Origin of the sequence: Geobacillus zalihae (assembly GCF_030414215.1) — a bacterium.
Taxonomy (GTDB): domain Bacteria; phylum Bacillota; class Bacilli; order Bacillales; family Anoxybacillaceae; genus Geobacillus; species Geobacillus zalihae.
In genome coordinates this window covers 1,182,102-1,207,949 of sequence record NZ_CP129217.1, presented here as the reverse complement: position 1 = coordinate 1,207,949, position 25,848 = coordinate 1,182,102, and the positions used below count along the sequence as shown (strand labels likewise).

Sequence of the window (25,848 nt, the reverse complement as noted above, 5' to 3'; positions counted from 1 at the left end):
TCCGGAGGACCGGAACATGTCATGATAACAAAAAACACCCAATGAGGCAAGCCTCCATCGGGTGCAAATGGTTTCCATTTTTACATAAACTCTGCTACGAGTTCGGCGAACTTTTCTTTGCTCATTTTCAGCTCCGCCTCGGCAAGCGGCGCCTCGCTGTAGCCTGGCACAAGCTCTTGGTACGACTTTTGTTCTTTGTTTTGATAAATGATCCCGGTGACGAGACCATCGTATTTCATGACCGTCTGCATCGCCATCTCCCGGTCGGACGGGTCGTATCCTTCGATGTCGCTCACCTTGATGAGCCGCTCTTTGAACCACTCGTACGTATTCACTTTGTTGTACGTCACGCACGGGCTGAAGACGTTGATGAGCGCAAAGCCTTTATGCTTGACGCCTTCCTCAATCAAGCTTGTCAATTCTTTTAAATCGCTTGAGAAACCTTGCGCGACAAACGTCGCTCCGGCGCTTAACGCGATCTCGAGCGGCGACAAAGCCGGCTCGATCGACCCGTGCGGCGTGCTTTTTGTTTGGAAGCCGGCAGCGCTGCGCGGCGATGTTTGTCCTTTCGTCAACCCGTAAATTTGGTTGTCCATGACGATGTATGTGATGTCGATGTTGCGGCGAATGGCATGAACCGTGTGCCCCATGCCGATCGCGAATCCGTCGCCATCCCCGCCGGCGGCGATGACCGTCAAATCGCGGTTCGCCATTTTCACTCCTTGCGCCAGCGGCAAAACGCGGCCGTGCGTGCCGTGAAAGCCGTAAGAGTGAATGTAGCCGGAAATGCGGCCCGAGCAGCCGATCCCGGAAATGACCGCGAGTTCGTGCGGCTCCAACCCGAGATTGGCGGCCGCGCGCTGGATGGCGGCCTGCACGGAAAAGTCGCCGCACCCCGGACACCAGTTCGGTTTCACATCATTGCGGAAATCTTTAAAGGTGGCCATTGCGCTAACAACTCCTTGCATTTAGTATAGACGTCGCCCGGCAAGAACGGATTGCCGTCGAATTTTAAGACGCTGGCGATTTTATCAGCGTGCCCGACGTTCATTTTCAACAAATTCGCCAGCTGCCCGGTAGCGTTTTGCTCGACGACGACGACTCGTTTCGCTTTCTCGACAAGCGGCCGCACGTCGTCAACCGGGAACGGATGAAGCAGACGGATGTGCGCATGGTTGACTTTGACGCCATCTTGCTCGAGCCGCTCCATCGCTTCTTCAATGGCTCCGCGCGTCGATAAAAAGCCAACAAGGAGCAAATCCGGTTCTTCGTGGCGGAGTTGTTTGTGCACCGGCGTCGGGAAGTGGATGTGCTCAAGTTTGCGCATCCGTTTTTCCATTTGCGCCCGGCGGTTTGCCGCCGTCTCTGACGGGCGGCCTGTTTCGGCGTGTTCGACCCCGGTGACATGGTGGATGCCGTATTTTGTTCCCGGCAGCACCCGCGGCGAAACACCGTCCGGCGTGATTTCATACCGTTTGAAGTTGTCTTTGTCCGGAAGCGGCGGCAGTTCACCATTCATCAGCTTGCCGCGGCGGATCTCGATCCGATCGTAATCAAGCGGCTCAACCGTCTGCTTGCCGAGCGACAGCTGCAAATCCGACAGGAAAATGACCGGGCATTGGTATTCCTCGGCTAAGTTGAACGCTTCCGCCATATCGTAAAACGCTTCTTCGACCGTGCTTGGCGCCATGACAATTTTGGGAATTTCCCCGTGCGTGCCATAGATCATCGCGAGCAAATCCGACTGCTCTTGCTTTGTCGGCAAGCCGGTGCTTGGACCGCCCCGCTGCGTATCGACGACAACAAGCGGTGTTTCCGTCATCCCGGCCAGCCCAATCGCTTCGGCCATAAGCGACAACCCGGGTCCGGCCGAAGCGGTGAACGCCCGCACGCCCGCATAGTTGGCGCCGATCGCCATCGTACAGGCGGCGATTTCATCTTCTGTCTGGATGACCGCGCCCCCAAAATCCGGCAGCTTTTTAATCAAATACTCCATAATCTCCGAAGCTGGGGTGATCGGATAGGCGGCCATAAAGCGCGCCCCGCCGGCAATGGCGCCCAAGGCGATGGCATCGTTGCCAATCATGAACATTCGCCGTTTGCCGTCGGCTTTGGCTAGTTTCATCGTTTTCGTCGAACCATCGAGCTGCTCTTTCATATATTGCGCTCCAGCGCGAATCGCTTCCATGTTTTTCTCAACGACTTGCGCCCCTTTGCGCCCAAATGTATCCACAACAACACTTTCGAACACGGCGGCGTCCAAATCGAGCACCGCACTTGTCGCGCCGATGGCAACCATGTTTTTCATCAGCGGATTGCCAAGCTGTGTGGCGATATCGGTGAACGGAACGGCGTAAAGCGCCACTCCTTTTCCTTCCGGAATCACCGGATTGAATTTGGCGTCCGCCATGACGATGCCGCCGTCACGCAGCTCGTGGAAGTTGAAGTCGATCGTCTCTTGGTCGAACGCCACCAAGATGTCCAAATCATCAGCGACCGCCCGCACCGGTTTTGTGCTGACGCGAATTTTGTTGTTCGTATGACCCCCTTTGATGCGTGAAGAAAAATGGCGGTATCCATATAAGTAATATCCGAGGCGGTTCAGCGCTGTGGAGAAAATTTCCCCTGTACTTTCAATTCCTTCCCCTTGCTGGCCGCCCACCTTCCATGACAGCTGTTCGATCATGCATTACACCCCTTTATATTCACTCCAGCCTTTCGCTACTATTGTACCACTTTTCTGACAAGGAAACTACCATTTTGGACGCCTTTTTCAGCCGGCGCCGCCGATGCCCTGTCTTCTATTCTAGGATACGCAGAGCCGATACTCCGTGATATTCGTCACTCCGGCAAATGGGCGTAGAAGTTGCCGAATAAAAAGCGGGATACTTGCTCGGTGGAGTAATGCTTGTACAACTCGTTGACAAGCCGCGCATATTCCCTTACCGTTCCAAGGCCGGCGACCGTCTCCGTGATGCCATCGAAGTCGGAACCAAACCCGACGTTGTTTTCCCCCCCGAGCGCGCATATATGGTCGAGATGGCGAAGCACATCAGCGATCATCGCCTCGTTTTTCTTCGCCGTCAAAAAATACGGAACGAAATTAATGCCGATCATGCCGTCTTTTTCGATCAACGCTTTGATCTGCTCGTCGGTTAAGTTGCGTGGATGCGGGCATAGACGATGCACGTTGGAATGGGAAGCGATGGGGAACCGAGCCATCTCGATGACATCCCAAAACGCTTTCTCCGATAAGTGGGACACATCGACCCATCGTTTTGCTTCATTAAGAAGCGCAACGACTTGCCGGCCAAACGCCGTCAGCCCGGCGCCGCGCTTCTCCCACGCTCCGTCAGCGACAGCGTTCGGGAAGTTCCATGTCAACCCTACGGAAGCGACGCCGAGGCGAAGGAGCGTCTTTAGCTTGACAAGGTTGGCGCCGATGGCGTCGCACCCTTCCAGCGTCAACATGGCGCCGACTTCCTCTTTTTTAAGGGCGGCGATATCCCGTCTCGTCCGCACGAACTTCACAGACGGAAACGCATCGATAATGCGGACAAAGAAGATGTCCACCATCTCCAGCGCAACAGTGAACCGGGCTTCCTCCGGCACCGTTTCCGGTATGTAGATGGCAAAGCATTGCACTTTCACCCCTGCTTCCGCCATCCCGGAAAGAGTGACGTGAAGCGAAGCTCCGTCGTAAAACGACAGAGACCGATCTTGCCATAACTTCATCAACACATCGCAATGGGCATCGAAGATCATTCCGTTCCCCCCTTGAAAAAGCAAAAATAACCTGCCTGCCTTCGCAGCCGAAGGCGCCAACAGGTTATAGCCGCCATTGTCTGATCATCCAGTTAACGAGGTTCGACAATCAATTTGATCGCTGTCCGCTCTTCTCCGTCGATGATAATATCCGTAAACGCCGGAATGCAAATCAAGTCCATGCCGCTCGGTGCCACAAACCCTCGTGCGATCGCTACTGCTTTAACGGCTTGGTTCAATGCACCTGCGCCGATCGCTTGAATTTCCGCTGCGCCGCGCTCGCGCAGCACCCCGGCAAGTGCACCAGCTACAGAGTTCGGATTCGATTTTGCTGAAACTTTTAATATTTCCATTCCTAGCTCCTCCCTCGTTTCCTTGGAAAATGATTTCGGTAAAAGGTCTTCATTGTAACTATATTCACTGTTTCGACAACTATTCCTGCATGGGAGGAGGACATTTTAAAAAATTTTTAAAAGATGGACTATTCAAAATAAGGGTGGTCATCGTTAATGATCAACCGTTCAATTCGAAACGCCCGTCCGCTTTTTTCGTCGACATCAACAAAGACGGCATTCAATTGGCTTCGTCCTTCCTTGACGTCGAAACGAACTGGCAGGCCGGTTAAAAATTTGCGCAGCACCGCCTCTCGATCGACGCCTAAAATGCCGTCGTATGGACCGGTCATGCCAACGTCGGTAATGTACGCCGTCCCTCTTGGCAAAATGCGGTTATCGGCCGTCTGGACGTGTGTATGCGTGCCGATGACCGCGGATACGCGGCCGTCTAAGTACCAGCCCATCGCCTGTTTTTCACTCGTCGCCTCGGCATGGAAATCGACGATGATGACCGGCGTGCGCGCGGAGGCGGCGGCGATCAGCTCGTCCGCCTTTTGAAATGGGCAGTCAATCGCCGGCAAAAACGCTCGCCCTTGCAAATTGATGACCGCCGCTTCGCCATGCTCGGTCGGCACAAAGACGATGCCTTTTCCCGGCGTGCCGGGCGGGTAATTCGCCGGGCGGATCAGCGCCTTCGCCTGATCGATAAACTCAAAAATATCGCGTTTGTCCCATGCGTGATTGCCCAACGTGATCACATGAGCCCCCCAAGCGAGAAGCGCCCGGTAAATCGGTTCGGTGATTCCTTTCCCGCCGGCGGCGTTTTCGCCGTTGATCACAACAACGTCCGGCCGATGTTTTTCCTTCAGCCTTGGCAAATAGTGCTCCACCATTTTTTGCCCCGGCAAACCGACGACGTCGCCGATAAATAAAATTCTCATCCTTGATCCCTTTCTAAACGAAACATATCGCCTTGCATCTATCTCCGCATCGCTATACCCTCCTATTTTACGCACAAAAAAAGAAAGTGGCAATAGCCACTTTATTTCGCGTATTCGACCGCCCGCGTTTCGCGGATGACCGTCACTTTAATATGGCCCGGGTAATCGAGCTCTTCTTCGATTCGTTTGCGGATGTCACGCGCCAGCCGGTGCGCTTCCAAATCGTCGATCATATCTGGTTTGACCATAATGCGCACTTCACGTCCAGCTTGAATGGCGTACGATTTTTCCACGCCTTCGTACGATTCGGCGATTTCTTCAAGCTTCTCTAGACGACGGATATAGTTTTCCAGCGTTTCGCTGCGCGCTCCCGGCCGCGCCGCCGACAGCGCATCGGCCGCCGCGACGAGCACAGCGATGACCGACGTCGGTTCCGTATCGCCATGGTGGGAAGCGATGCTGTTGATGACGACCGGATGTTCTTTATACTTCGTCGCCAGCTCAACGCCGATTTCCACATGGCTTCCTTCCACTTCGTGGTCGATCGCTTTGCCAATGTCATGAAGCAAGCCGGCCCGGCGCGCCAGCATTTCGTCCTCCCCAAGCTCGGCCGCCATCAGTCCGGCTAAAAACGCCACTTCCACCGAATGTTTCAGCACGTTTTGTCCGTAGCTCGTTCGGAACTTGAGCCGCCCTAAAATTTTGATCAAATCCGGATGCAAGCCGTGAACACCGACTTCAAACGTCGTCTGTTCGCCGACTTCGCGGATATGCTCATCCACTTCGCGGCGCGCCTTTTCGACCATTTCCTCAATGCGCGCTGGATGGATGCGGCCATCTTGCACAAGCTTATCGAGCGCGATGCGCGCCGTCTCGCGGCGAATCGGGTCAAATCCGGACAAAATGACCGCTTCCGGCGTATCGTCGATGATCAAATCGATGCCGGTCAACGTCTCGAGCGTGCGGATGTTCCGCCCTTCGCGCCCGATGATCCGCCCTTTCATTTCGTCGTTTGGCAAATTGACGACGGAAACCGTCGTTTCGGCGACATGGTCGGCGGCGCAACGTTGGATGGCAAGCGACAAAATCGCCTTTGCCCGTTTGTCTGCCTCCTCTTTCGCCCGCGTTTCCGCCTCTTTGATCATCATCGCAATCTCATGCGACAGCTCTTTCTCAACGCGCTCTAAAATGAGCTGGCGGGCATCGTCGCGCGTCAGGCCGGAAATGCGTTCAAGTTCGGCTTGTTGTTGTTTGACGAGCGCTTCCACTTTGCTTTCCATTTGTTCAATATGCTGTTGTCTTTCGTTCAACGCTTCTTCCTTTGCCTCAAGCAACGCCTCACGTTTGTTGAGCGCTTCATCTTTGCGGTCGAGATTTTCCTCCTTTTGCATCAGGCGGTTTTCTTGTTTTTGGAGCTCGCTTCTCCGGTCGCGGATATCACGCTCCGCCTCCGTACGCAGTTTATGAATCTCGTCTTTCGCTTCGAGAAGCGCCTCTTTTTTCAAGGCGTCCGCCTCGCGTTTCGCCTCCTCAATCAGCTGTTCGGCAGCGGCTTTCGCCCCGCCGATTTTCGCTTCGGCAATCGATTTGCGAACAAAAAAGCCAACAACGGCACCAATGACTAAGGCAAGCAAAGCGGAGATGATGATCGAACCCATCGTTTCACCTCCTCTTGCTGTTCGGTTTCCTTTCGTTCTCTCTTCTCACCGCCATGACCGGCGCAGATGGACATTCCCGTTTTCAATCCATTAGCTCAGTCGCTTGGCATCACAATCGACCCGCGCAGCCTTCCGCACGAAGGCGGTCCGCCGCAGCGGGCGGGCGTATGGCCCTGCCGCGCGTATGGACAAATATACATGTTCATTGTAAAGGCGGCAATAGGAATTGTCAAGATATTACACCGACGCGCCTAGAGGATGACAACGGAACAAGACCGTTCCGCCCGCCGTCCTTTTTAGGCTTATCGCTCTCCTTGGCAGGCCGGACGGATGGAAAAAGGCGCCCCAGCCACTTGCCAGGACGCCTTGTGCCGTTATTCTTCAAGCAATCCGAACCCGTCTTGCTGCGGTTCGCTCGTTCCCTCTTCAACGTCGATGCCGTAATGCTGGCGGATGGCGCGGGCGATCTCATCGGCGATGTGCGGGTTTTCCTTCAAAAATTGCTTCGCGTTTTCCCGCCCTTGGCCAAGCCGCTCGTCTTTGTACGAATACCACGAACCGCTTTTTTGCACGATGTCCAATTCGGACGCCATGTCGAGAATTTCCCCTTCGCGGGAAATGCCTTCGCCGTACATAATGTCGACGTCAGCCGTTTTAAATGGCGGCGCAACTTTGTTTTTGACGACTTTAATTTTCGTCTTGTTGCCGACCATATCATTGCCTTGCTTAATTTGCTCGGCGCGGCGCACCTCTAGGCGGACGGAAGCGTAAAACTTGAGCGCCCGCCCGCCCGGCGTCGTTTCCGGATTGCCAAACATGACGCCGACTTTTTCGCGAATTTGGTTGATGAAGATGGCGATCGTTTTCGATTTGTTAATGGCGCCAGACAGCTTGCGAAGCGCCTGGGACATAAGCCGCGCTTGCAAGCCGACATGGGCGTCGCCCATCTCCCCTTCAATTTCCGCTTTCGGCACAAGCGCCGCCACCGAGTCGATGACGATAATATCGACCGCGCCGCTTCGCACGAGCGCTTCCGCGATTTCGAGCGATAGTGATAGGTAAGCCTTTGATGCAATCTCCGGCTTTTCCCCCACCCCACACCGTGCGTGCGAGTTTCCCCGCACACGGCGTTCCACCGGGACAGCTTCGATAGCCCCTTTGGGCTATCTCTCCACCATATCACCTCGCGATGACATGGCAGCAGCACCTACAATTCTTCCAGCGAACAGGACTTTTATATTTTCAGCTTGTTCCTATATTTCGTTAGTTTGTCAAACATTTTTCGTTCTGTAAACGGCGGTTCTTGGTTGCTATGGACAAGCCTATGGCATTGGTTGCATAAGCTAACTAGATTAACGGTCTTATTGATCTCACTTAAAGGTTTACTCGGGTCAATATGATGGCAGTGGAAGTTACCGGGACTTAAGTATACAGCACATATTTTGCATTTTCCTTTATCTCTGTGAAATACATTCACCCTATTTAAGAAATATTCAAGATTATATTTCCCATCATTATGCTCAGATAAAATGTAGATGAATATCGAATCGTGATCAAACAGACTCATTTTATCTGGCAATCGTATTTTTCTATGCTTTTCTTCATACATTTTTCTGCCGTCTGCAGTGTATGGGGTCATTTCTTGTTTGAATACTGTTGCATACTGTATAGGCGTTATTTTTGCATGAGTAATCCCTACTCTTATGCCATCCTCTGTGACGACAGAAAAATGTTTCATTTGATAGCCTTTATGTCTGTCAATCCGATTGTGAAACTCTGACACAGGCCTTTTATATTGCGCCGCTTTTTCTTTCCCATACATTTTAACCCAGGTGCGGTAGGCTGTCTCTTCAATGACGCGATCTACTTTGCCCATAATGTACTTGGAAATGCCTATTTTTAGATGATTGGCTAATCCTATAATTTTGGCGTTAATGTTTTCAATATCAAGGGCTTTCTCTAATTCCGATTTTCTCGTTCTTAACAATCGAATATCGCGCTTAATTTCTTTGACCTTGGCATTGACTTTTTCCATATTGGGAATCATTCTAGCGGCGAATCCTTTTTTATGAAAGCGCCGCTTTCCTGCCTCAATACAAAAGCCAAGAAACTTAACCCGTTGTTCGCGGATATCTGCAATGAACGTTTTCTCATCCGATAGAGTTAAGTGCAACTCACAGGCTAAATACTGCTTACATTGCTCCCTTATTTTTTCCGCATATTCTTTCGTATCCGTAAGAATAACCCAATCATCAGCATAACGAATGTAAAAGACGGGATGATGTCCCTTGTTCCTTAACGCCGCTAATGCGTTTTTCTTTTCCCGATAGTTTGCGTTATTAGGGTGATACTCATATTCTTGGCCAACCATCCAGTCAAAGCTGTTGAGATATACATTAGCCAACAACGGGCTAATAATTCCTCCCTGAGGAATCCCCCTAGCGGTTGGATAGAATTTACCTTGTATCACTTGCCCCGCCTTCAGCATTTTCTTAACGATGCATAGTACCCGTTTATCCCTAACGCCCATATTCCACATGATGTTCAGAAGCTTCTTATGATTGATGTGATCAAAATAACTTTCAATGTCACCTTTTACAACCCAATACAGCTTGCTTCCGTTGATGATTTTCAGCATCCAGGCTAAGGCATGTTCGGTGGAGCGATACGGTCTGAACCCATAACTGTGCGGATAGAATTGGGCTTCGAAAATCGGCTCGAGCACTATCCGGAGCATCTCTTGGATGATTCTATCCGTCACCGCGGATATTCCTAAGGACCTCGTTTCCCCTTCCTCATTCGGACTATTGCCTTTTCTTTTTGAGCTTTTGGCATTTCCTTTGGGCTTGTTGCACCTTCTCACTGGTATAGGCTTATAGTCATTGAGTTTGGCTTTTATCATCCCGAAAACCTTTTCCGTTGGCATAAGCAAATAATCATCTACTATTTTCTGATCAATCCCCGCCGTTTTGCTACCTTTATTGCTTTTAATATTGCGAATAGCTTCTAAAATGACAACATCATTTTGAAGCAACTCAAGCATCCCGTAAAAATGTTTTCCCTTTTTAGCTTCTTGATAAAGAAGATCCAAGCAGTTTCTCAAGTCCTGTTCGCTTTTTACGACAAGTTTGTTTACCTTCATGCTCCTTTCTCCCTTTTTATAATACTGGGTGGAAGTGCCATGAATTAGCCTGCTTGCCGTAACATGTAGATACTTTGCCGCCCCGGCTGGTTCCCTTCACTCCAGAGCGTTTTTTCCTCCCCCATCGTTGCCTTTGGGGTTCAAACGGCGCTCCTTCATCATTACTATGGAACCGCTGACTCCCCCTAAGATATCATCGACCAGCCCTGTCTCCTCCTTAGGGGGCCTCTCACGTTCCCTACAGCCTATCCCTTCTTTTGAACGCCCTTAGGTGCCTACTCTACTCGGCAGGACCTCTGATTGGAACGTCCGCTACCCATCAGAGCAGTAACCGAACTAAGCCAGCCGGTTAAAGGAAACACCGCAAACAAGACACGGTGGTTCGTCCTGTATGGTCCCTTTTCAGGGAGCACCGGTAACCGAGCTTCACGCATAGGTTCCTTTCGTCACCATAGGCGTCTTTTAAGGAGCCCCGCACCACTTTCGCCATAGCCACATTTTGCGGCCTTAGGCTACTTGGGTTACGACTTCACCTGGCTTCATACATCCCGGTGAGGGTGCACCGGAATGCATGCAGGAGTCTCAGGCTCGTGGATATAGGACTATCACCACGGGAAGGAATTTCACCTTCCAACTCGGCTGTAGAGTTGTCCCGATGTTCCCATCGGACTCCGCTTTCGTGCCTACGCACTTATACGGAAACGTGACGCACCTTGCTCGCCCGTGTCAGGCTGGGAAAGCAGCAATTCATCGATATTGACCCCTAATTTTTGTGCATAGATGGGGTCGAGCGATAGCGATAGGTAATAGTCACCCTCGGCATTACCCGGAGGGGCTATTTTCCCCCGCTTCACACCGTGCGTGCGAGTTTCCCCGCACACGGCGTTCCATCGAGTACCCCGGTTACTAATCCGCTCTAGACTTTACTAGTGTACGCACTTTCTGTATTCCTCGAGTTTACTTATTGTGTAATGGCGTACATCTTGTCTTGTAGGTCGCGGAATTCCTGCTCCGACCTAGGAATGATTAGTTCTTGAAACGTTTGGTTGATAGTATCAAATCCTTTCTAGCGGATTTGTACCATACACGTTTTTAGTCAGTTTTGCTCACCGAAACCCTTACGGATTTCCTCACGGCTTCCTAATCATTGTCTGGGTTAGTAACCTAGGGTACTCGACTATGCCCCTTCGCTCCGCAGGAGTTACCCTGCTTCATCACTACTACGGGCTGCTGCCCCACCCCTTCAGCAGTCATTTCCTCCTGCTTAGCGGCATCGGGATGCGCATCCCTTGGCATCCGCTGGGGTGGTTCACCTGTACCGCATCACCTATCCTTGCATGCTCCCTTAGGCTCCACCTCTGACCCGTCAGCCGCCTTTCTGCCCATGGTTGGAGGGCTCAAGGCAAAGATCCTCTACGGGATCAATCCAGACTCGGCAAACACGAATACCTCATCCAGGGCTGAACCTCACTTAGGAGGTGAGCGCCTTCTTTTTTCGGCGCCCCACGCCTTACGAGCCGTACTTCCGGTGGTTCGTTCCAACGCTATGCGTTCTCTAGCCATAGGAGCTTTATGGACCCCCGGCTACTTCGCTAACCGCTTCTCAGGTCTGCTTTTCGCCGTCCTCTCCGAGCTTCGTACAGCCATGTTGCGCACCATGACCGCACGTCGGGGTATTAGGGCGGGAATGCCAACCTTCATTCCCGTCTCGGATTTTCACCGAGCTCTCGGTGATGCAGTTAGGACCTACTCATGCTCAGTCCCGCTGACTTTTCGCACGGCGTTTCCGCCATACTTCAGTCAGCAACAGGTCGCACCGTGCTCTGCGTCGATGAAAGCTGCTTGCCCGCCCCGCTTTTGCACTTCCGCGATCGCGTGAAGGGCAACGGTCGTTTTCCCGGACGATTCCGGGCCGTAAATTTCCACAATCCGCCCGCGCGGATAGCCGCCGACGCCTAACGCGATGTCGAGCGCCAGCGAACCGCTCGGCACGACCGACACTTTGCGGTCGACTTGCTCGCCGAGCTTCATGATGGCCCCCTTGCCAAACTGTCGTTCAATTTGTTTTAATGCCTGCTCCAATGCAGCTTGACGATCTTGGTTCACTAACCTACTCCTCCTTATTCTAGGACTACTTATACTATACCGCGTTTTGCGGCCATTGCCAAGCAAAAAACGAACGTCCATTCGTTTTTTCGGTGGAGAAACTAGCAACAATCGCCATACTCATGCGGTGGAAAAAACGATGTGCGGTGGAGAATGGAGAAGGAAGGGGGCGGCCGATCAGCAGTCGGCCGCGAGCATCTCAAGCAGAAAAAAACAGCCGTATTTGGCGGTGCGGATGCGAATGGCATCACGCGTGCCGGACAGCGTCAGACGGTGGACAGTTGCATCGCGCCCGCGGACGGCGATGCCGATATACACGGTGCCGGGCGGGTGGCCCTCAAGCGGATCGGGTCCGGCGACGCCGGTGAAGCTGATGCCGATATCCGCATCGCACATCGCGCGGACGTTTTCAGCAAGCAAACGGGCGCACGGCTCGCTCACCGCCCCTTCTGCCTCAAGCAGCGTGCGCGGTATGCCAAGCACCTGTTCTTTGACGCCGTTTGTGTAGCAGACGACACCGCCCTGCACGACTTGAGACGCGCCGGGGATGGCGGTGAGCTGTTCGAGGAAAAGGCCGCCGGTCAAACTTTCGGCCGACGCGATCGTCCATCCTCTTTCTTTTAACCGCTCGAGCGTCTTTGTAAACAACGTTTCATCGTTATATCCGTAGCAGTGGCGGCCGACGCGCGCCAAAATGGCCGCTTCCACTTCGTCAAGAAGCCGCTTCGCCTCCGCCTCATCCTGATGCTTCGCTGTCAGACGAAGCGTCACTTCACCGTCGCCGGCCAGCGGCGCGATCGTCGGATTCGACTGGGCGTCGATCAAATCCGCAATCGCCGTCTCGAGCGCTGATTCACCGATGCCAAAAAAGCGGAGCACGCGCGACTCGATGCGCTCGGAAAGCGAAAACGTACGGCGCAAAAAGGCGTTTCCGTATTTTTTGAACATCGGCCGCATTTCTTTCGGCGGCCCGGGCAGCAACATGTACGTAATGCCGTCTGCCACAAGCGCCATCCCTGGCGCCATGCCGTGCTCGTTTTTCAGCACCGTCGATCCTTCCAAGACGAGCGCCTGCTTTTTATTGTTTTCTGTCATCGGCCGGTTTGTGCGGGCAAAATACGCCTCAATCGCTCGGAGCGCTTCCTCGTCGATCACGAGTCGGCGGCCAAGCAAACGGGCGATCGTCTCCTTCGTTAAATCGTCTTTCGTCGGGCCGAGGCCGCCGGTGAAAATGATGAGGTTCGCTCTCGTTTGCGCCGTTTTCACCGCCTGTTCGAGGCGGCCGGCGTTGTCGCCGACGACGGTATGGAAATAGACGTTAATGCCAAGCATCGCCAGCTGCTGCGACAAAAACTGGGCGTTCGTATTGGCGATTTGCCCAAGCAACAGCTCGGAGCCAACGGCAATGATCTCCGCGTTCAACAGACTTTCTCCCCCTTTGCGGCCGGCTATTTCGAATGGGAAAACGCATGTCTGTTTTTCGCAAAATAATCCCAGCCAGACCAAATCGTGAAAATGACCGCCACCCACAGCGCCAATTCAGCGAACGGAAACGAAATGAGCGAGAATGGGAAGTTATGTAACAATAAAGCGGAAATGGCGACAATTTGCGTCCATGTCTTGATTTTGCCAAGCATGTTGGCAGCGACGACTTCCCCCTCGCCGGCAAGCACGAGCCGCAAGCCGGTGACGGCAAACTCGCGGCTGATGATGACAATCACCATCCACGCCGGAACGGCCCCGAGCTCGACAAGCACGATCAGCGCCGCCGACACAAGCAATTTATCGGCAAGCGGATCTAAAAATTTTCCTAAATTCGTCACCAACCCGTATTTGCGGGCATAGTAGCCATCGATCCAGTCCGTCGCTGAGGCGATGATGAAAATGAGCGCGCCGGCAAGATGGGCAACCGGAAGCTCTGTCCCGCCGATTTGGATGCTTCCCCACCCGAACGGAACGAGCATCACGATCAAGAAAAACGGGATGAGCATAATGCGCGCTACCGTAATTTTATTCGGCAAGTTCACCACAAATACCTCCGCTCATTCAACATCGTTCAGTCCGTGCGAAAAGCAGGCGCCTTCCTGCGGAAAAGCGCCCTGTTCCATCATTTCTTCAACACGAAATGCAGCTTTTGGTATACTTCCTCTTTCGGGGCAAACGGATAGGCAAACGGCTGGCCGTTTACCTTCATGTCGACGTCCAGCGTACGCCCGATTTTCACCCATACTTCGCTTTCGGCCGACAGATCGAACGTTTTCGTCTGCCCGCTTGTCAAGTTGCCGCGGTAAAACGTATGGCCTTTCGTATTGTATACTTCGACCCATGACGTTCCTTTGGATGAAAGCTCGATGGAAAACGCGCCGGAGCTTTCGACTTCAATCGTCGCCGTGTTGCCGCGCTTTTCCGTCACATTCATCGCCGCAGCCGGCTGTTCTTCTTCGCCAGTCGGCGCTGGCTGTTCATTTTGCTGTCCGTTTTCATTCGTTGCCTTCTCGTCCGTTTCCTTCGCCGGCTGCTTTTGTTTCGCTTGCTCAAGCGGCGAATGTTTCGGCTTTTCGACCTCCGCTGTTTTTGGGCTTGTCTTTGTCGGCGGCTCATTTGCGGCGCCGTGCTGGAGCAGCACCCAAACGAGGACTGCCGCCCCGATGACGACCGCCGCGACAACCACTTTCGGCAGCCAATCGAGCCATTTCGCCCCCTCGGCAGACAGTTGCTGGTGCGTCTTCACGCGCGACAGCGTCTGCGGAATGTCATCTTGATAAGACTGGGGAATGTCCTGTTTATACTGTTCAAACAGCTCATCCGGATCAAGCCCGACCGCTTCAGCATATTGCCGGATGAAGGCACGCACATAAAAATTTCCAGGCATGATGGCATAGTTGCCTTCTTCGATGCCGATCAAATACCGCTTTTGAATTTTCGTCATCTCCTGCAGCTCGTCCAAACTCATCTTTTTTTCTTCCCGTGCTTCCCGCAAACGTTTTCCTAGTTCCGTCAACGGCCAACACCTTCCACTTTTTTTAAATTAAAACCCAAATTCGGAAAACCCGTCATCGCCCAACAATGACGGGCGGTCAATCGCTTCGTAGGAAATATCTTCGTCCGGTTCATGGCGCAGCTCAATCATATAATCAAAATCATCGAGCGTGTATTCCGTATGGCGAACAAACATGTCCGGATGCTCGACGACTTTCGTCGCCTCAAGGCGCATGAGCTCACGGATGAGCTGCCAGTGCTGCTCGTTCCCGCGGCGCGTTGAGACGATGCCGTCGATAATGAAAATGTTGTCCTCGCTATACTCATCTTCCATCAACTGCGTGCGAACCGTCTGTTTAATCAGCGTCGATGAAACAAACAGCCATCGTTTGTTGGCGCACACGCTGGCGGCGACGATCGATTCTGTCTTGCCGACGCGCGGCATCCCGCGGATGCCGATGAGCTTATGCCCTTTTTCTTTAAAAAGTTCCGCCATAAAATCGACAAGCAGTCCAAGTTCATCACGGACGAAGCGGAACGTTTTTTTGTCATCGGCATCGCGCTGGATATAACGGCCGTGGCGGACGGCGAGGCGGTCGAGCAGCTTCGGCTGGCGCAGCTTCGTCACCGTAATGTTGTCCATCGTCCGCAAGATCGTCGCCAACCGTTCAATTTGCTCGTTATTGTCGCACAAAAGCAACATGCCGCGGCGCGAATCCCGGACACCGTTGATCGTCACGATGTTAATGGACAACATACCGAGCAGCGAAGCAACGTCGCCGAGCAACCCCGGGCGGTTGACATGAATTTCATATTCCAAATACCATTCCTGCTTGCCCATCCCGTCTCCTCCCTTGCCGGTGTCCGCACGAACGCCTTATGCTAAGTTCATACTACTATAATTATAAATGGAAAAGCAACCGAAAAGGAGGAAGAAAAAAGAGAGGGAGGCCCCTCTCTTTTACCGGGTGATTATTTTTGTTGGACCAGCTTGACCATCATGTTGGCAAGGGCGTGCTGCTCTTTTTCATCCGCAACGCTCCAAAGATCAGCGAGCACCCGTTCTTCCGGGTTTTTCGGGTCGACGTGTTTCGCCAAATAATCCCCGATTTGGTAAGCGACATCTGTGATCACTTGCTGGGTCAATCCTTGCTGTTGCGCTTGTTCTAAACGTTCCGCCAAAAAGTCTTTCCATTGTTCAAAGTTATCCAGTACCGACATGTCAATCCCTCCTTGTTGAATGTTTCAAGGATAGTTTGCCTGCCGAACCGGAAAATATACGTTCAACAATACCAGCCGCCGTTGACGGAAATGACTTGGCCGGTGATATACGAAGCGCCATCAGACAGCAAAAACGCCACCGTTTCCGCCACCTCATCCGGGGTGCCGAGCCGGCCGGCTGGAATTTCGTCAGTGAGCGCTTCCAGCTCCTCAGGACGAAACACCCGCAGCATATCGGTATCAATCGCCCCCGGTGCAACAGCGTTGACGCGAATGCCGCTTGGGGCAAGCTCCTTGGCCAGCGCCTTGGCAAACGCGTTCTGCCCTCCCTTTGTCATCGAGTACACCGCCTCGCATGAAGCGCCGCACAATCCCCAAATCGAGGAAATGAACACAATATGACCGCGCTTTCTCGCCACCATTGATGGGATCAGCCTTTTGATGAGCAACACCGGGCTTGTCATGTGAAGCCGCACCATCCGCTCGATTAATTCATCGTTCATGTCGGTCAACAATCCGTAATAGCTTGCACCGCTGTTGTAAACGATGGCATCAACCGGGCGATCGATTTGCGAAACGAGCTTTTCCACCCCATCCGGTGCCGACAAATCGGCCTCAATCGGCACAATATGCACATCGTTAAGCTCTTCTTTCAGCGCTTCAACAGGCGCCCGTCGCCGATAGTAATGGAGAAAAAGTCCGTACCCCTCCCGAGCGAGCACACGGGCGATGCTTTGTCCGATGCCTCCAGAGGCTCCCGTAATCAAGGCGTAGCGCATGAAACCATCCTCTCCTTTTTGCCGCAAAAAAGCATCCTTCTCAGGAAGGATGCCTTATTGCCCTTTTGGAACGACTTCGCAAACCGCGATTTGCGAATCGCGGAAGCAAGAAGAGGCAACCGCCGAGATATCGTCCATGGCAAGGGATGAAAGCGCCGGCAAAATGTCAAACAAGTTGGATCCGTAAAACGCGTAGCGCGTAAACTGGTTGGCGATGTATTCCGGCGAGTTGAGCGCGCGCAAAAAGGCGCCGATTTTTTTCTTTTTCACCCGTTCAAACTCTTCCTTTTTGACTGCTTCCGACGAAAACGACAGCAGCACCGTTTGAATTTCCGAAGCGAGCCGTTCAGCGTCCCTTGTATCGCCGCCGATCAACGCGAAGCCGAACCCGCGCTCTTCTGTATAATCGTACATAAATGTATCATCGATCAATCCTTCGCGGTACAGCCGTTCATAATGCGGCGAGCTTTTTCCAAACAAATAGTCCAATGCGACGTGGAAGGCAAGCTCATGCCGAAGTTTTTGTTCGCCGGCTTCAGGAACGGACGGCGCTTTGATGCCGACAAAGCACTTGTTCGTCTGCACATGCATCGGAATCACTTTTTTCTTTTCCGCTACTGCGCTCGGTTCTTCATACGCAAATCGCTTCACTTCCGGAGCTTGCGGGAACGACTTTTTCGCCTGGTTGTCGCGGATTTGCTGCATGATTTTTTGTTCATCGACCGGGCCGACGACAAACAAAAGCATGTTGCTCGGGTGGTAAAACGTTTCGTAGCACTCATACAGCAACTCTTTCGTAATTTGGGCGATCGATTCAACTGTGCCGGCGATGTCGATTTTGACCGGATGGTTGTGATACATGCTTTCGATGGCGCCGAAATAGACGCGCCAGTCTGGGTTATCGTCGTACATCCGGATTTCCTGGCCGATGATCCCTTTTTCTTTTTCCACTGTCTTGTCGGAAAAGTACGGGCTTTGCACAAAATCGATCAACGTTTCCAAGTTTTTCTCGACGTTGTCGGTGCTTGAGAACAAATAGGCGGTGCGGGTGAACGTCGTAAAGGCGTTCGCCGAGGCGCCTTGTTTGCTGAACTGCTGAAACACGTCGCCGTCTTCTTTTTCAAACAGCTTATGCTCCAAAAAATGGGCGATGCCGTCCGGAACGCGCTTCATCTCCGTTTTACCGAGCGGGACGAACTGGTTGTCGACCGAACCGTAGTTCGTGGTGAATGTCGCATACGTTTTGTTGAATCCTTTTTTCGGCAAAATGTACACGTCAAGGCCGTTGTCCATTTTTTCATAAAACAGCTCTTCGTGCAGCGTCTCATACACCCGTTTTTCCATCTTCCGTCGCCTCCATTCCGGTCAAAAAGTACACCGTATCAAGCTTCACCTTGTCAGCGACGCGCACCACATCCTCGCGCGTCACTTGATCGGTGCCGGCCATCCATTCATCGATCGGGCGCTTTCGCGTTGAGACGACGTTATGGTACAACACCTCGACAAGCCCGCGCGGCGTATCGAGCGTCTCAAGCAGCTGGTTGCGGATGACCGCTTTCGTCTGCGCCATTTCTTCATCTGTGAAATCGCCGTTTTTCATCGCCTGCATTTGCTCATCGATGATGCGGCGCGCCTTCTCATAGTTGGCCGGTTCAATGCCGGACATGACCATCAAAAGCCCTTTATGGCTCTCAAGCCTTGAGGCGGCATAATAGGCAAGGCTTGCCTTCTCGCGGACGTTGATGAACAGCTTCGAATGGGAAAAACCGCCAAAAATGCCGTTAAACATTTGCAAGGCGTAATAATCGTCATCTTCATACGTCACATTTGTCCGATAGCCGATGTTGAGCTTTCCTTGCTTCACGTCTTGCCGCTCGATGACTTCGCGAACTTCCCCTTGCGGCTTGACAGAAACCGACGATGCGCGCTCCCGCTTTGGACGATCCGGCAGAGAAAAACGCTGCTTCACCGCATTGAGCACCGCCTCTTCAGCCACGTCGCCAATGACATATAGATCCAGCTCATCCTCGGCCAGCGCTCGTTCATAATAGCGATACAGCCCTTCCGCCGTGATGCCGTCCACGTCTTCAAGCTCGCCGTTTGGAGAGAGGGCGTACGGTTCGCCTTTGCACATTTCTTCTACAAGGCGCATGTTCGCATAGCGCATTTTGTCATCATACACCGCCTGAATGCGTTGACGGAGCGCCCGCTTTTCCTGCTCAACAATGTCAGTGACAAACCGGCCGCCATCAAGCGCCGGGCGGAACAGAAGATCGGCCAAGAACTGAAACGCTTTCGCAAGAAGCGGCGTTTGCTCCGGCAAAAATCGTTCATTGGCGACATCGATGCGAATCGTCATGATATGATGTTCGCCTTTTTTCGTTAAATCGACGTTCAGCGTCGCCCCATACAGTTCATCCAAATAGGTGCGCAGCGCCTTAACGCTCGGATAGTCGGCCGTGCCGCTTTGCAAGACGTATGGCAAAAGCGCGCGCAGCGTGACCGTCTCTTTAGCAAGAGGGGCCTTCATTTTCCAAACGATCGTGTTCGTTTTGTACTTATCGGTCGAAATCGTATGGACGCGAACCGGTCCGACCGCTGTGACTTTTTCGTCGACCAATCCAACTCCTCCTTACTTTTTCTCTTTGCAGATATGCACTATCTTTCATTTATTGTAAAGCGTCTTATCAACAATATACCTTTTGCCAATGGAAAAATGCAAATCATTCCATTCAGCAAAAACGGCCGTCCGTTTTTCGGACAGCCGCTTTCATCACCGTTTTCCTTTGATGTATGGCGTGCCAGCCGCTTTCGGCGCCTCAGCGCGGCCGATGAAGCCCGCCAGCGCCAAAATCGTGAGTGCATACGGGGCGATGAGCAAGTAAACGGTCGGGACGTTTTTCAAGAACGGAATCGTTTGCCCGACGATGCTTAAGCTTTGCGCCAACCCGAAAAAGAGCGCCGCCCCCATCGCGCCGATCGGATGCCACTTGCCGAAAATCATCGCCGCAAGCGCCATAAATCCGTGCCCGGAAATCGTCGCATGGCTGAAATCGCGGGAAATGATCGTCGCGTATACCGCACCGCCCAAGCCGCCGAGCGCGCCGCTGATCATGACAGCGATGTAGCGCATTTTGGCGACATGAATCCCCATCGTATCCGCCGCCATCGGATGTTCGCCGACCGCACGCAGCCGCAGGCCAAACGGCGTTTTGTAAATGACATACCATGATACAAACGCCAGCGCAATGGCGATATACGACGGCGCGTACGCGTTGGAAAACAACAGCGGCCCGATGACGGGAATGTCGCTTAACACTGGCACGTCAATTTTGTCAAACCCAACTTGAATTTGGTCCGTCTGCCCCTTGCCGTACATTTTCTTCACTAAAAACAGCGACAGACCAAGCGCCAAAAAGTTGATCGCCACCCCGCTTACGACTTGGTCGGCGCGAAATGTGACCGACGCGACAGCGTGCAGCAGGGAAAATACAGCGCCGACCACCATGGCAGCCAATAAGGCAAGCCACGGCGTCCATTCGCCAAACCGATCGGCAAACGTCAAATTAAAGACGATGCCGACAAACGCGCCGATGGTCATCAATCCTTCAAGCCCGATGTTGACGACGCCGGACCGTTCGCTAAACACGCCGCCAAGGGCGGTGAAAATGAGAGGAGCCGCAAAGAAAATCGTTGTCGGGACAATCGTTTGCAAGACGTCATACACGCTCACTTACTCCGCCCCCTTTTGCCAACGAGATAACAGCCAGCGGATCATGTAGCTGGATGCAACAAAGAAAATGATGAGCGCGATAATAATATCGACGAGTTCGGTCGGCACGCCGGCGCTTGACGGCATTTCCAACGCCCCGACTTTTAAGGCGCCAAACAACAAGGCGGAGAGCAAAATGCCAAACGCGTTGTTTCCTCCGATCAAGGCAACCGCGATGCCATCAAATCCAAGGCCGGTAAAGCCGGCTTTCGTCGAGATGTTTCCAAATGTGCCAAGCCCCTCCATCGCCCCGGCGACGCCGGCAAAAGCGCCGGAGATGACCATCGCTAAAATGATGTTGGCGCGCACATTCATGCCCGCGTACTGTGACGCATGCTGATTGAAACCGACCGCCCGCAGCTCAAACCCTTTCGTCGTCCGCTCAAGCAAAAACCACATGACAAATGCGGCGGCGACAGCGATGAAAATGCCGTAATGCATGGTGGAATGATGCGTAATGGCATCAAAAAAGTCGGAGTGAAGCGATGCGCTTTCTTTCACCGGCTTTGATTTAAATCCCTCATCAGACAAAACGGAACGGATGATGGCGTTCGTTACATGCAAAGCAATATAGTTCATCATGATCGTAATAATGACTTCGTGCACTTTTAAATACGCCTTCAGCACACCCGGAATCAAGCCCCATAGCGCCCCGGCCAACGCGGCGGCCAACAAGGCAAGCGGCAAATGGATGATTTTGGGCAAATCAAAGGACACCCCGACCCAGACGGCAGCGAGCCAGCCGACGATCAGCTGCCCTTCAACCCCGATGTTAAACAAGCCGGTGCGAAAGGCAAACGCCACCGCCAAGCCCGTTAAAATGTATGGCGTCGTCTGGCGGATCGTTTCGCCGATATAGTACGTATCGCCAAACGCCCCGTACACGAGAGCGTAAAACCCAGCGATCGGGTTGTAGCCGCTTGCAAGCATCACGATCGAACCGGCGATCATGCCAAGAAGAACGGCCAACAATGGTATCAAAAATTGCTGGAGACGATTCGACTTCATCACGACACACCTGCTTCCTTCCGTTTGCTTCCAGCCATCAACAGCCCGAGCTCCTGTTCGGTTGTTTCTTTCGGATCAACGATGGCGACGATGTTTCCTTCATAAATGACAGCGATCCGGTCGCTGACGTTCATCACTTCGCCAAGCTCAAACGAGACGAGCAGCACCGCTTTCCCGCGGTCTCGCTGTTCAATGAGCCGCTTATGAATAAATTCGATCGCTCCAACATCAAGCCCCCTCGTCGGCTGGGCGGCGATCAACAAGTCCGGGTCGCGGTCGACTTCACGGCCGATGATCGCTTTTTGCTGGTTTCCGCCCGATAGCGCCCGCGCCTTCGTATATTCATCCGGCGTGCGCACGTCAAATTCGCGGATGAGCTGGCGCGCTTTTTCGTAAATGGCTTGAAAATTCAACAGACCCCGTTTCGAGTACGGCGGCTGATAGTACGTTTGCAGCACCATGTTTTCGCCGATCGGAAAGTCAAGGACAAGCCCGTGCTTATGCCGATCTTGCGGAATATGGCCGACGCCGGCTTCGATGATTTTGCGCGGCGGCAAATTCGTAATGTCTCGGCCGTTGAGGCGGATTGTCCCTGATTCAGCTTTGATCAAGCCGGTTATGGCTTCAATGAGCTCGGTCTGGCCGTTGCCGTCGACTCCAGCAATGCCGACGATCTCGCCGGCGTGCACCGTCAAGTTCAAACCGTTGACCGCTTTGATCCCGCGCGCGTCCTTGACGACTAAGTCTTTAATTTCCAACACCGGTTTTCCCGGCTCAGCCGGTTTCTTAGCGGTCGTAAACTGCACCTCGCGGCCGACCATGAGCGCCGCCAGTTCGTTCGGATTCGTCTCCGCCACATTGAGCGTCGCAATTCCTTTGCCGCGGCGGATGACGGTGACGCGGTCGCACACTTCCATAATTTCTTTAAGTTTGTGTGTAATTAAAATGATGGATTTTCCTTCGCGGACGAGCGTGCGCATAATTTGCATGAGCTCGCGAATTTCCTGCGGCGTCAACACCGCTGTCGGTTCGTCAAAAATCAAAATATCGGCGCCGCGGTAAAGCGTCTTTAAAATTTCCACGCGCTGCTGCATGCCGACGGAAATGTCGGCGATCTTCGCTGTCGGATCGACCGCGAGTCCATATCGTTCCGACAATTCGCGCACTTCCCGCTCCGCCCGCTTCATATCGATCGTTCCGGCCCGCGTCGGCTCGCTGCCTAAGATGATGTTTTCCGTCACGGTGAACGTATCGACGAGCATAAAGTGCTGATGCACCATGCCGATGCCAAGATCATTGGCGACGTTCGGGTCGGTGATGCGCACCGGCTTTCCTTTCACGCGGATTTCGCCGCCGTCCGGCTGGTATAAACCGAACAGCACGTTCATGAGCGTCGATTTGCCGGCCCCGTTTTCGCCAAGCAGAGCGTGTATCTCCCCCTTTTTCACTTGCAGCGTAATGTTGTCATTGGCGACAAACGTGCCAAACACCTTGCGGATATTGAGCATTTCAATCACGTATTCCAAGCCATTCACTCCTTACTCAAGCAAGGTCAAAATCACAAAATGAAAGGCGACAGCGAAACAGCCGCCCTTCATCCTATTTCGCGCAGGAGACTCCCACTTCAACGACCAAAGGGAGTAAGTGGGAGAGGAATGCGCGTTCCCCCTTTCTTTTGTGTATGATCGAATAAAGGCGTGGAGAAAACTGTTCAATAAAGGCACTCCCATAACGGCTGCTCGATGGATGGAGTTGGTTGCAGGAAACGCTGCAACCGTCAAACATCGAGCGTAGGTCCGTCTGTTGTGTGTGGAAGCCAAGTACTGCCAACAGACACACCGAGAGAATCGGCAACGATGCAGGCATGACCTGCATCGTTGGGTAGTCGTCAACCTGCCCCCTGATGCAACCCCAAGTCAAGGAAGGAGGACGAAGTCCGTTTGCACTTCTGGGGAGTTGCAAGCCCCCACTTCAAGCGTTCGCGAAGTGGGGGTAGTTGACGATTTTGAAGAAGGCTAGCGGCTCGCGCTAGCCTTCTTCGCCGTTATTCGTCACTTGATCGTCGCAGCGAATTGCTCGTACTCTTTCCGGTTTGTCGGAACTTTCACTTCGCCTTTGATGATTTTTTGCTTCCATTCGTCAACAGTTTTTAACACGTTCTCCGGAATGTTGTCTTGCGTCGGGGCAATGCCAACCCCATTTTCCGGCAACCCGTACTCAATCGTTTTGCCGCCCGGGAAGTCGCCCTCTTTCGCCCGTTTCGCCGTGTCATAGACAGCGACGTCGACGCGCTTCACCATCGAAGTGAGCGTTACGTTGTACGTTTTGCCGCCGACTTTCACTTCTCCCTCCGGCGCTTGGTCTTTGTCAACACCGATGACCCAAATTTCGCGGTTCGGATCTTTCTTCTTCAAATCTTTCGCTTCCGAGAAGACGCCGTTCCCAGTCGCTCCAGCTGCATGGTAGATGATGTCGATGCCAGACGCGTACATGCTCGAGGCGATCGCTTTCCCTTTATCCGCTTGGTCGAACGCCCCGGCGTATTGCACTTCCACAGTCGCCTTCGGATTGACCGCTTTCACGCCGGCGCGGAATCCGCTTTCGAATTTTTCGATCAACGGAATCTCCATCCCACCGACAAAGCCGATTTTATTCGTTTTCGTCATTAGCCCGGCGACAACACCGACAAGGAACGAGCCTTCATGCTCCTTGAACGTGATGCTGGCGACATTTGGCTCGTCAACAACCGTGTCGACGATGGCGAAATGTTTTTTCGGGTTTTGCTTCGCGACTTCTTTCACCGCGTCGCCCATCAAATACCCGATGCCGAAAATCAAGTCAAAGTCGCTGCGCACAAGCTTGTTTAAGTTCGTGGCATAGTCAGCGTCGCTCGATGACTGCAAGTAGTCGTAGCCGCCGCGGCCTTTTTCAAGCCCGTTGTCTTTGCCGAACTTTTGCAGCCCTTCCCAAGCCGACTGGTTGAACGATTTGTCGTCAATGCCGCCGACGTCGGTGACCATGGCGACGCTGAACGTGTCTTTTCCGCCCCCGGCATTATTTCCCCCTTGACCGCCACAAGCGGCAAGCAGCGTGCTGGCGGCGAACAAAGTGGACAAAAGCAATCCCATTCGCTTTTTCATCCATCACTACCCCCTGCTTTGAAAATTGGTTCCTTTATTTAGTATGAAACTTCCGGCTTCTTTCTATGTACCCTTTTCACCCCCTTAAAAGCTGAACCGCTTCCGCATGACATGGAAGCTGAACTTGTCGGAGCGGAAGTAGTTGACGGAATAAAAAATCGGCTCATCGTTTTTATCGAAATGCATTTGCTTGAGCACAAGCAGCGCCGTTTCCGGGTCGCATTGCAAAATCGGCGACACTTTTTCATGATAGCCGAGCGGCACGATGCGCGCGACCGCATAGGCGATGTCGCGATGCGTTTGGTTGTGCAAGTTTTCAAACAACGACTCTTGCTCATAAGAGATCCCTTTGGGCAAATATTTGCATAAAATTTTATCCAAGCAATAAACGACCGGCTCTCCATCAGCGGTGCGCACCCGCTCGATGAGCAGCAAATTCTCGTCCGGCCGGCATTGGAAACGGCGCATATCGTCTTCCGTCGGCTGTTGGATGGAGGAAGACAAAAAAATCGTTCCTGGCTTGCGCCCCGCTTGACGAATCATATCCGTGACGCTTGAGAGCTGCTCGATGCCGGACGTAAACAGCGGACGGGCGTTGACAAACGTTCCGACGCCGTGGCGGCGGATGATAATGTTTTCTTCTTCAAGCACCCTGAGCGCTTCCCTCAATGTCGCCCGGCTGACGCCAAGCTGTTTGGCGAGTTCAAACTCGGACGGCAGTTTTTGCTTTTCTTTGTACACTCCCGTTTCAATATCGCGCTTGATGCGATCAATCACTTGCAAGTAAAGGTGGCGGCTGTCTGATTTGATTGACATGACAACGTCCTCCGTGTTACGCATTTGCGTTAAGATCAGACCTCTGACATTAGACATATAACCTTTTTGAGATTACTATATCATTTTTTACTGGGCAAATAAATAGGTGATATCAAATTTTGTCGAAGAAAAAGAAATAGGATTGGCAACGCTTCCAATAAGATGTATGATTGAGCGGGCAGGCTT

Annotated in this window: 20 protein-coding genes and 3 pseudogenes; all 23 read right to left on the bottom strand. The window is 52.8% G+C overall.

Annotation, left to right across the window (positions count from 1 at the left end):
• Positions 1-80: 80 nt before the first annotated feature.
• On the bottom strand, positions 81-947 hold the full coding sequence (locus QWV57_RS06235) for a 2-oxoacid:ferredoxin oxidoreductase subunit beta (RefSeq protein WP_011230801.1): 867 nt from the start codon (positions 945-947) through the stop codon (positions 81-83).
• Positions 914-2,686: a 2-oxoacid:acceptor oxidoreductase subunit alpha gene (locus QWV57_RS06230; protein ID WP_015374451.1), complete on the bottom strand. Its 1,773-nt coding sequence runs from the start codon at positions 2,684-2,686 to the stop codon at positions 914-916. Before QWV57_RS06230 ends, QWV57_RS06235 begins: the two co-directional genes overlap by 34 nt.
• A gap of 155 nt (positions 2,687-2,841) precedes the next feature.
• Positions 2,842-3,765 (bottom strand): dipeptidase, encoded by a 924-nt coding sequence (locus QWV57_RS06225; RefSeq protein WP_033005061.1) that lies wholly within the window; start codon positions 3,763-3,765, stop codon positions 2,842-2,844.
• A 92-nt stretch (positions 3,766-3,857) separates the two neighbouring features.
• Positions 3,858-4,118 (bottom strand): stage V sporulation protein SpoVS, encoded by a 261-nt coding sequence (gene spoVS, locus QWV57_RS06220; protein WP_003251598.1) that lies wholly within the window; start codon positions 4,116-4,118, stop codon positions 3,858-3,860.
• A gap of 128 nt (positions 4,119-4,246) precedes the next feature.
• A complete protein-coding gene (locus QWV57_RS06215; RefSeq protein ID WP_011230798.1) occupies positions 4,247-5,041 on the bottom strand; it encodes a TIGR00282 family metallophosphoesterase in 795 nt (264 codons plus the stop codon).
• Between the two features lie 101 nt (positions 5,042-5,142).
• Entirely contained in the window at positions 5,143-6,699 is a 1,557-nt protein-coding gene (rny, locus tag QWV57_RS06210) for a ribonuclease Y (protein ID WP_011230797.1), read from the bottom strand.
• 374 nt (positions 6,700-7,073) lie between these two features.
• Positions 7,074-7,748 (bottom strand): annotated as a pseudogene (recA, locus tag QWV57_RS06205) (recombinase RecA); the annotation flags it as partial.
• Positions 7,749-7,933: 185 nt separating this feature from the next.
• The gene (locus QWV57_RS06200; protein ID WP_301101380.1) at positions 7,934-9,841 is read right to left on the bottom strand and encodes a group II intron reverse transcriptase; all 1,908 of its coding nucleotides are present in this window, start codon (positions 9,839-9,841) and stop codon (positions 7,934-7,936) included.
• 710 nt (positions 9,842-10,551) lie between these two features.
• Positions 10,552-10,635: pseudogene (locus tag QWV57_RS18035) on the bottom strand (hypothetical protein); the annotation flags it as partial.
• 1,024 nt (positions 10,636-11,659) lie between these two features.
• Positions 11,660-11,947, bottom strand: a pseudogene (locus tag QWV57_RS06190) (recombinase RecA); the annotation flags it as partial.
• A 177-nt stretch (positions 11,948-12,124) separates the two neighbouring features.
• Entirely contained in the window at positions 12,125-13,369 is a 1,245-nt protein-coding gene (locus QWV57_RS06185; RefSeq protein ID WP_015374449.1) for a competence/damage-inducible protein A, read from the bottom strand.
• Positions 13,370-13,395: 26 nt separating this feature from the next.
• Positions 13,396-13,974, bottom strand: a complete 579-nt coding sequence (gene pgsA / locus QWV57_RS06180) for a CDP-diacylglycerol--glycerol-3-phosphate 3-phosphatidyltransferase (RefSeq protein WP_011230793.1) — start codon at positions 13,972-13,974, stop codon at positions 13,396-13,398.
• An 80-nt stretch (positions 13,975-14,054) separates the two neighbouring features.
• Positions 14,055-14,948, bottom strand: coding sequence for a helix-turn-helix domain-containing protein (locus QWV57_RS06175; protein WP_060788131.1), 894 nt, complete (start codon positions 14,946-14,948; stop codon positions 14,055-14,057).
• Between the two features lie 27 nt (positions 14,949-14,975).
• Positions 14,976-15,767, bottom strand: coding sequence for a DUF3388 domain-containing protein (locus QWV57_RS06170; protein WP_015374447.1), 792 nt, complete (start codon positions 15,765-15,767; stop codon positions 14,976-14,978).
• A gap of 131 nt (positions 15,768-15,898) precedes the next feature.
• Positions 15,899-16,147: a DUF3243 domain-containing protein gene (locus QWV57_RS06165; RefSeq protein ID WP_011230790.1), complete on the bottom strand. Its 249-nt coding sequence runs from the start codon at positions 16,145-16,147 to the stop codon at positions 15,899-15,901.
• A 62-nt stretch (positions 16,148-16,209) separates the two neighbouring features.
• Positions 16,210-16,926, bottom strand: coding sequence for an elongation factor P 5-aminopentanone reductase (ymfI, locus tag QWV57_RS06160; protein ID WP_015374446.1), 717 nt, complete (start codon positions 16,924-16,926; stop codon positions 16,210-16,212).
• Positions 16,927-16,980: 54 nt separating this feature from the next.
• Positions 16,981-18,270: an EF-P 5-aminopentanol modification-associated protein YfmH gene (yfmH, locus tag QWV57_RS06155; RefSeq protein WP_015374445.1), complete on the bottom strand. Its 1,290-nt coding sequence runs from the start codon at positions 18,268-18,270 to the stop codon at positions 16,981-16,983.
• Complete coding sequence (gene yfmF, locus QWV57_RS06150) at positions 18,251-19,546, bottom strand: EF-P 5-aminopentanol modification-associated protein YfmF (protein WP_015374444.1); 1,296 nt, start codon at positions 19,544-19,546, stop codon at positions 18,251-18,253. Before yfmF ends, yfmH begins: the two co-directional genes overlap by 20 nt.
• Positions 19,547-19,699: 153 nt before the next feature.
• A complete protein-coding gene (locus tag QWV57_RS06145; protein WP_011230786.1) occupies positions 19,700-20,659 on the bottom strand; it encodes an ABC transporter permease in 960 nt (319 codons plus the stop codon).
• On the bottom strand, positions 20,660-21,706 hold the full coding sequence (locus QWV57_RS06140; protein ID WP_025951132.1) for an ABC transporter permease: 1,047 nt from the start codon (positions 21,704-21,706) through the stop codon (positions 20,660-20,662). It abuts the gene before it with no gap.
• Positions 21,706-23,232, bottom strand: a complete 1,527-nt coding sequence (locus tag QWV57_RS06135; RefSeq protein WP_301101365.1) for an ABC transporter ATP-binding protein — start codon at positions 23,230-23,232, stop codon at positions 21,706-21,708. Before QWV57_RS06135 ends, QWV57_RS06140 begins: the two co-directional genes overlap by 1 nt.
• A gap of 525 nt (positions 23,233-23,757) precedes the next feature.
• Positions 23,758-24,846 (bottom strand): BMP family lipoprotein, encoded by a 1,089-nt coding sequence (locus QWV57_RS06130; protein ID WP_013145713.1) that lies wholly within the window; start codon positions 24,844-24,846, stop codon positions 23,758-23,760.
• An 84-nt stretch (positions 24,847-24,930) separates the two neighbouring features.
• On the bottom strand, positions 24,931-25,662 hold the full coding sequence (locus QWV57_RS06125; protein WP_011230782.1) for a GntR family transcriptional regulator: 732 nt from the start codon (positions 25,660-25,662) through the stop codon (positions 24,931-24,933).
• Between the last annotated feature and the right edge of the window lie 186 nt (positions 25,663-25,848).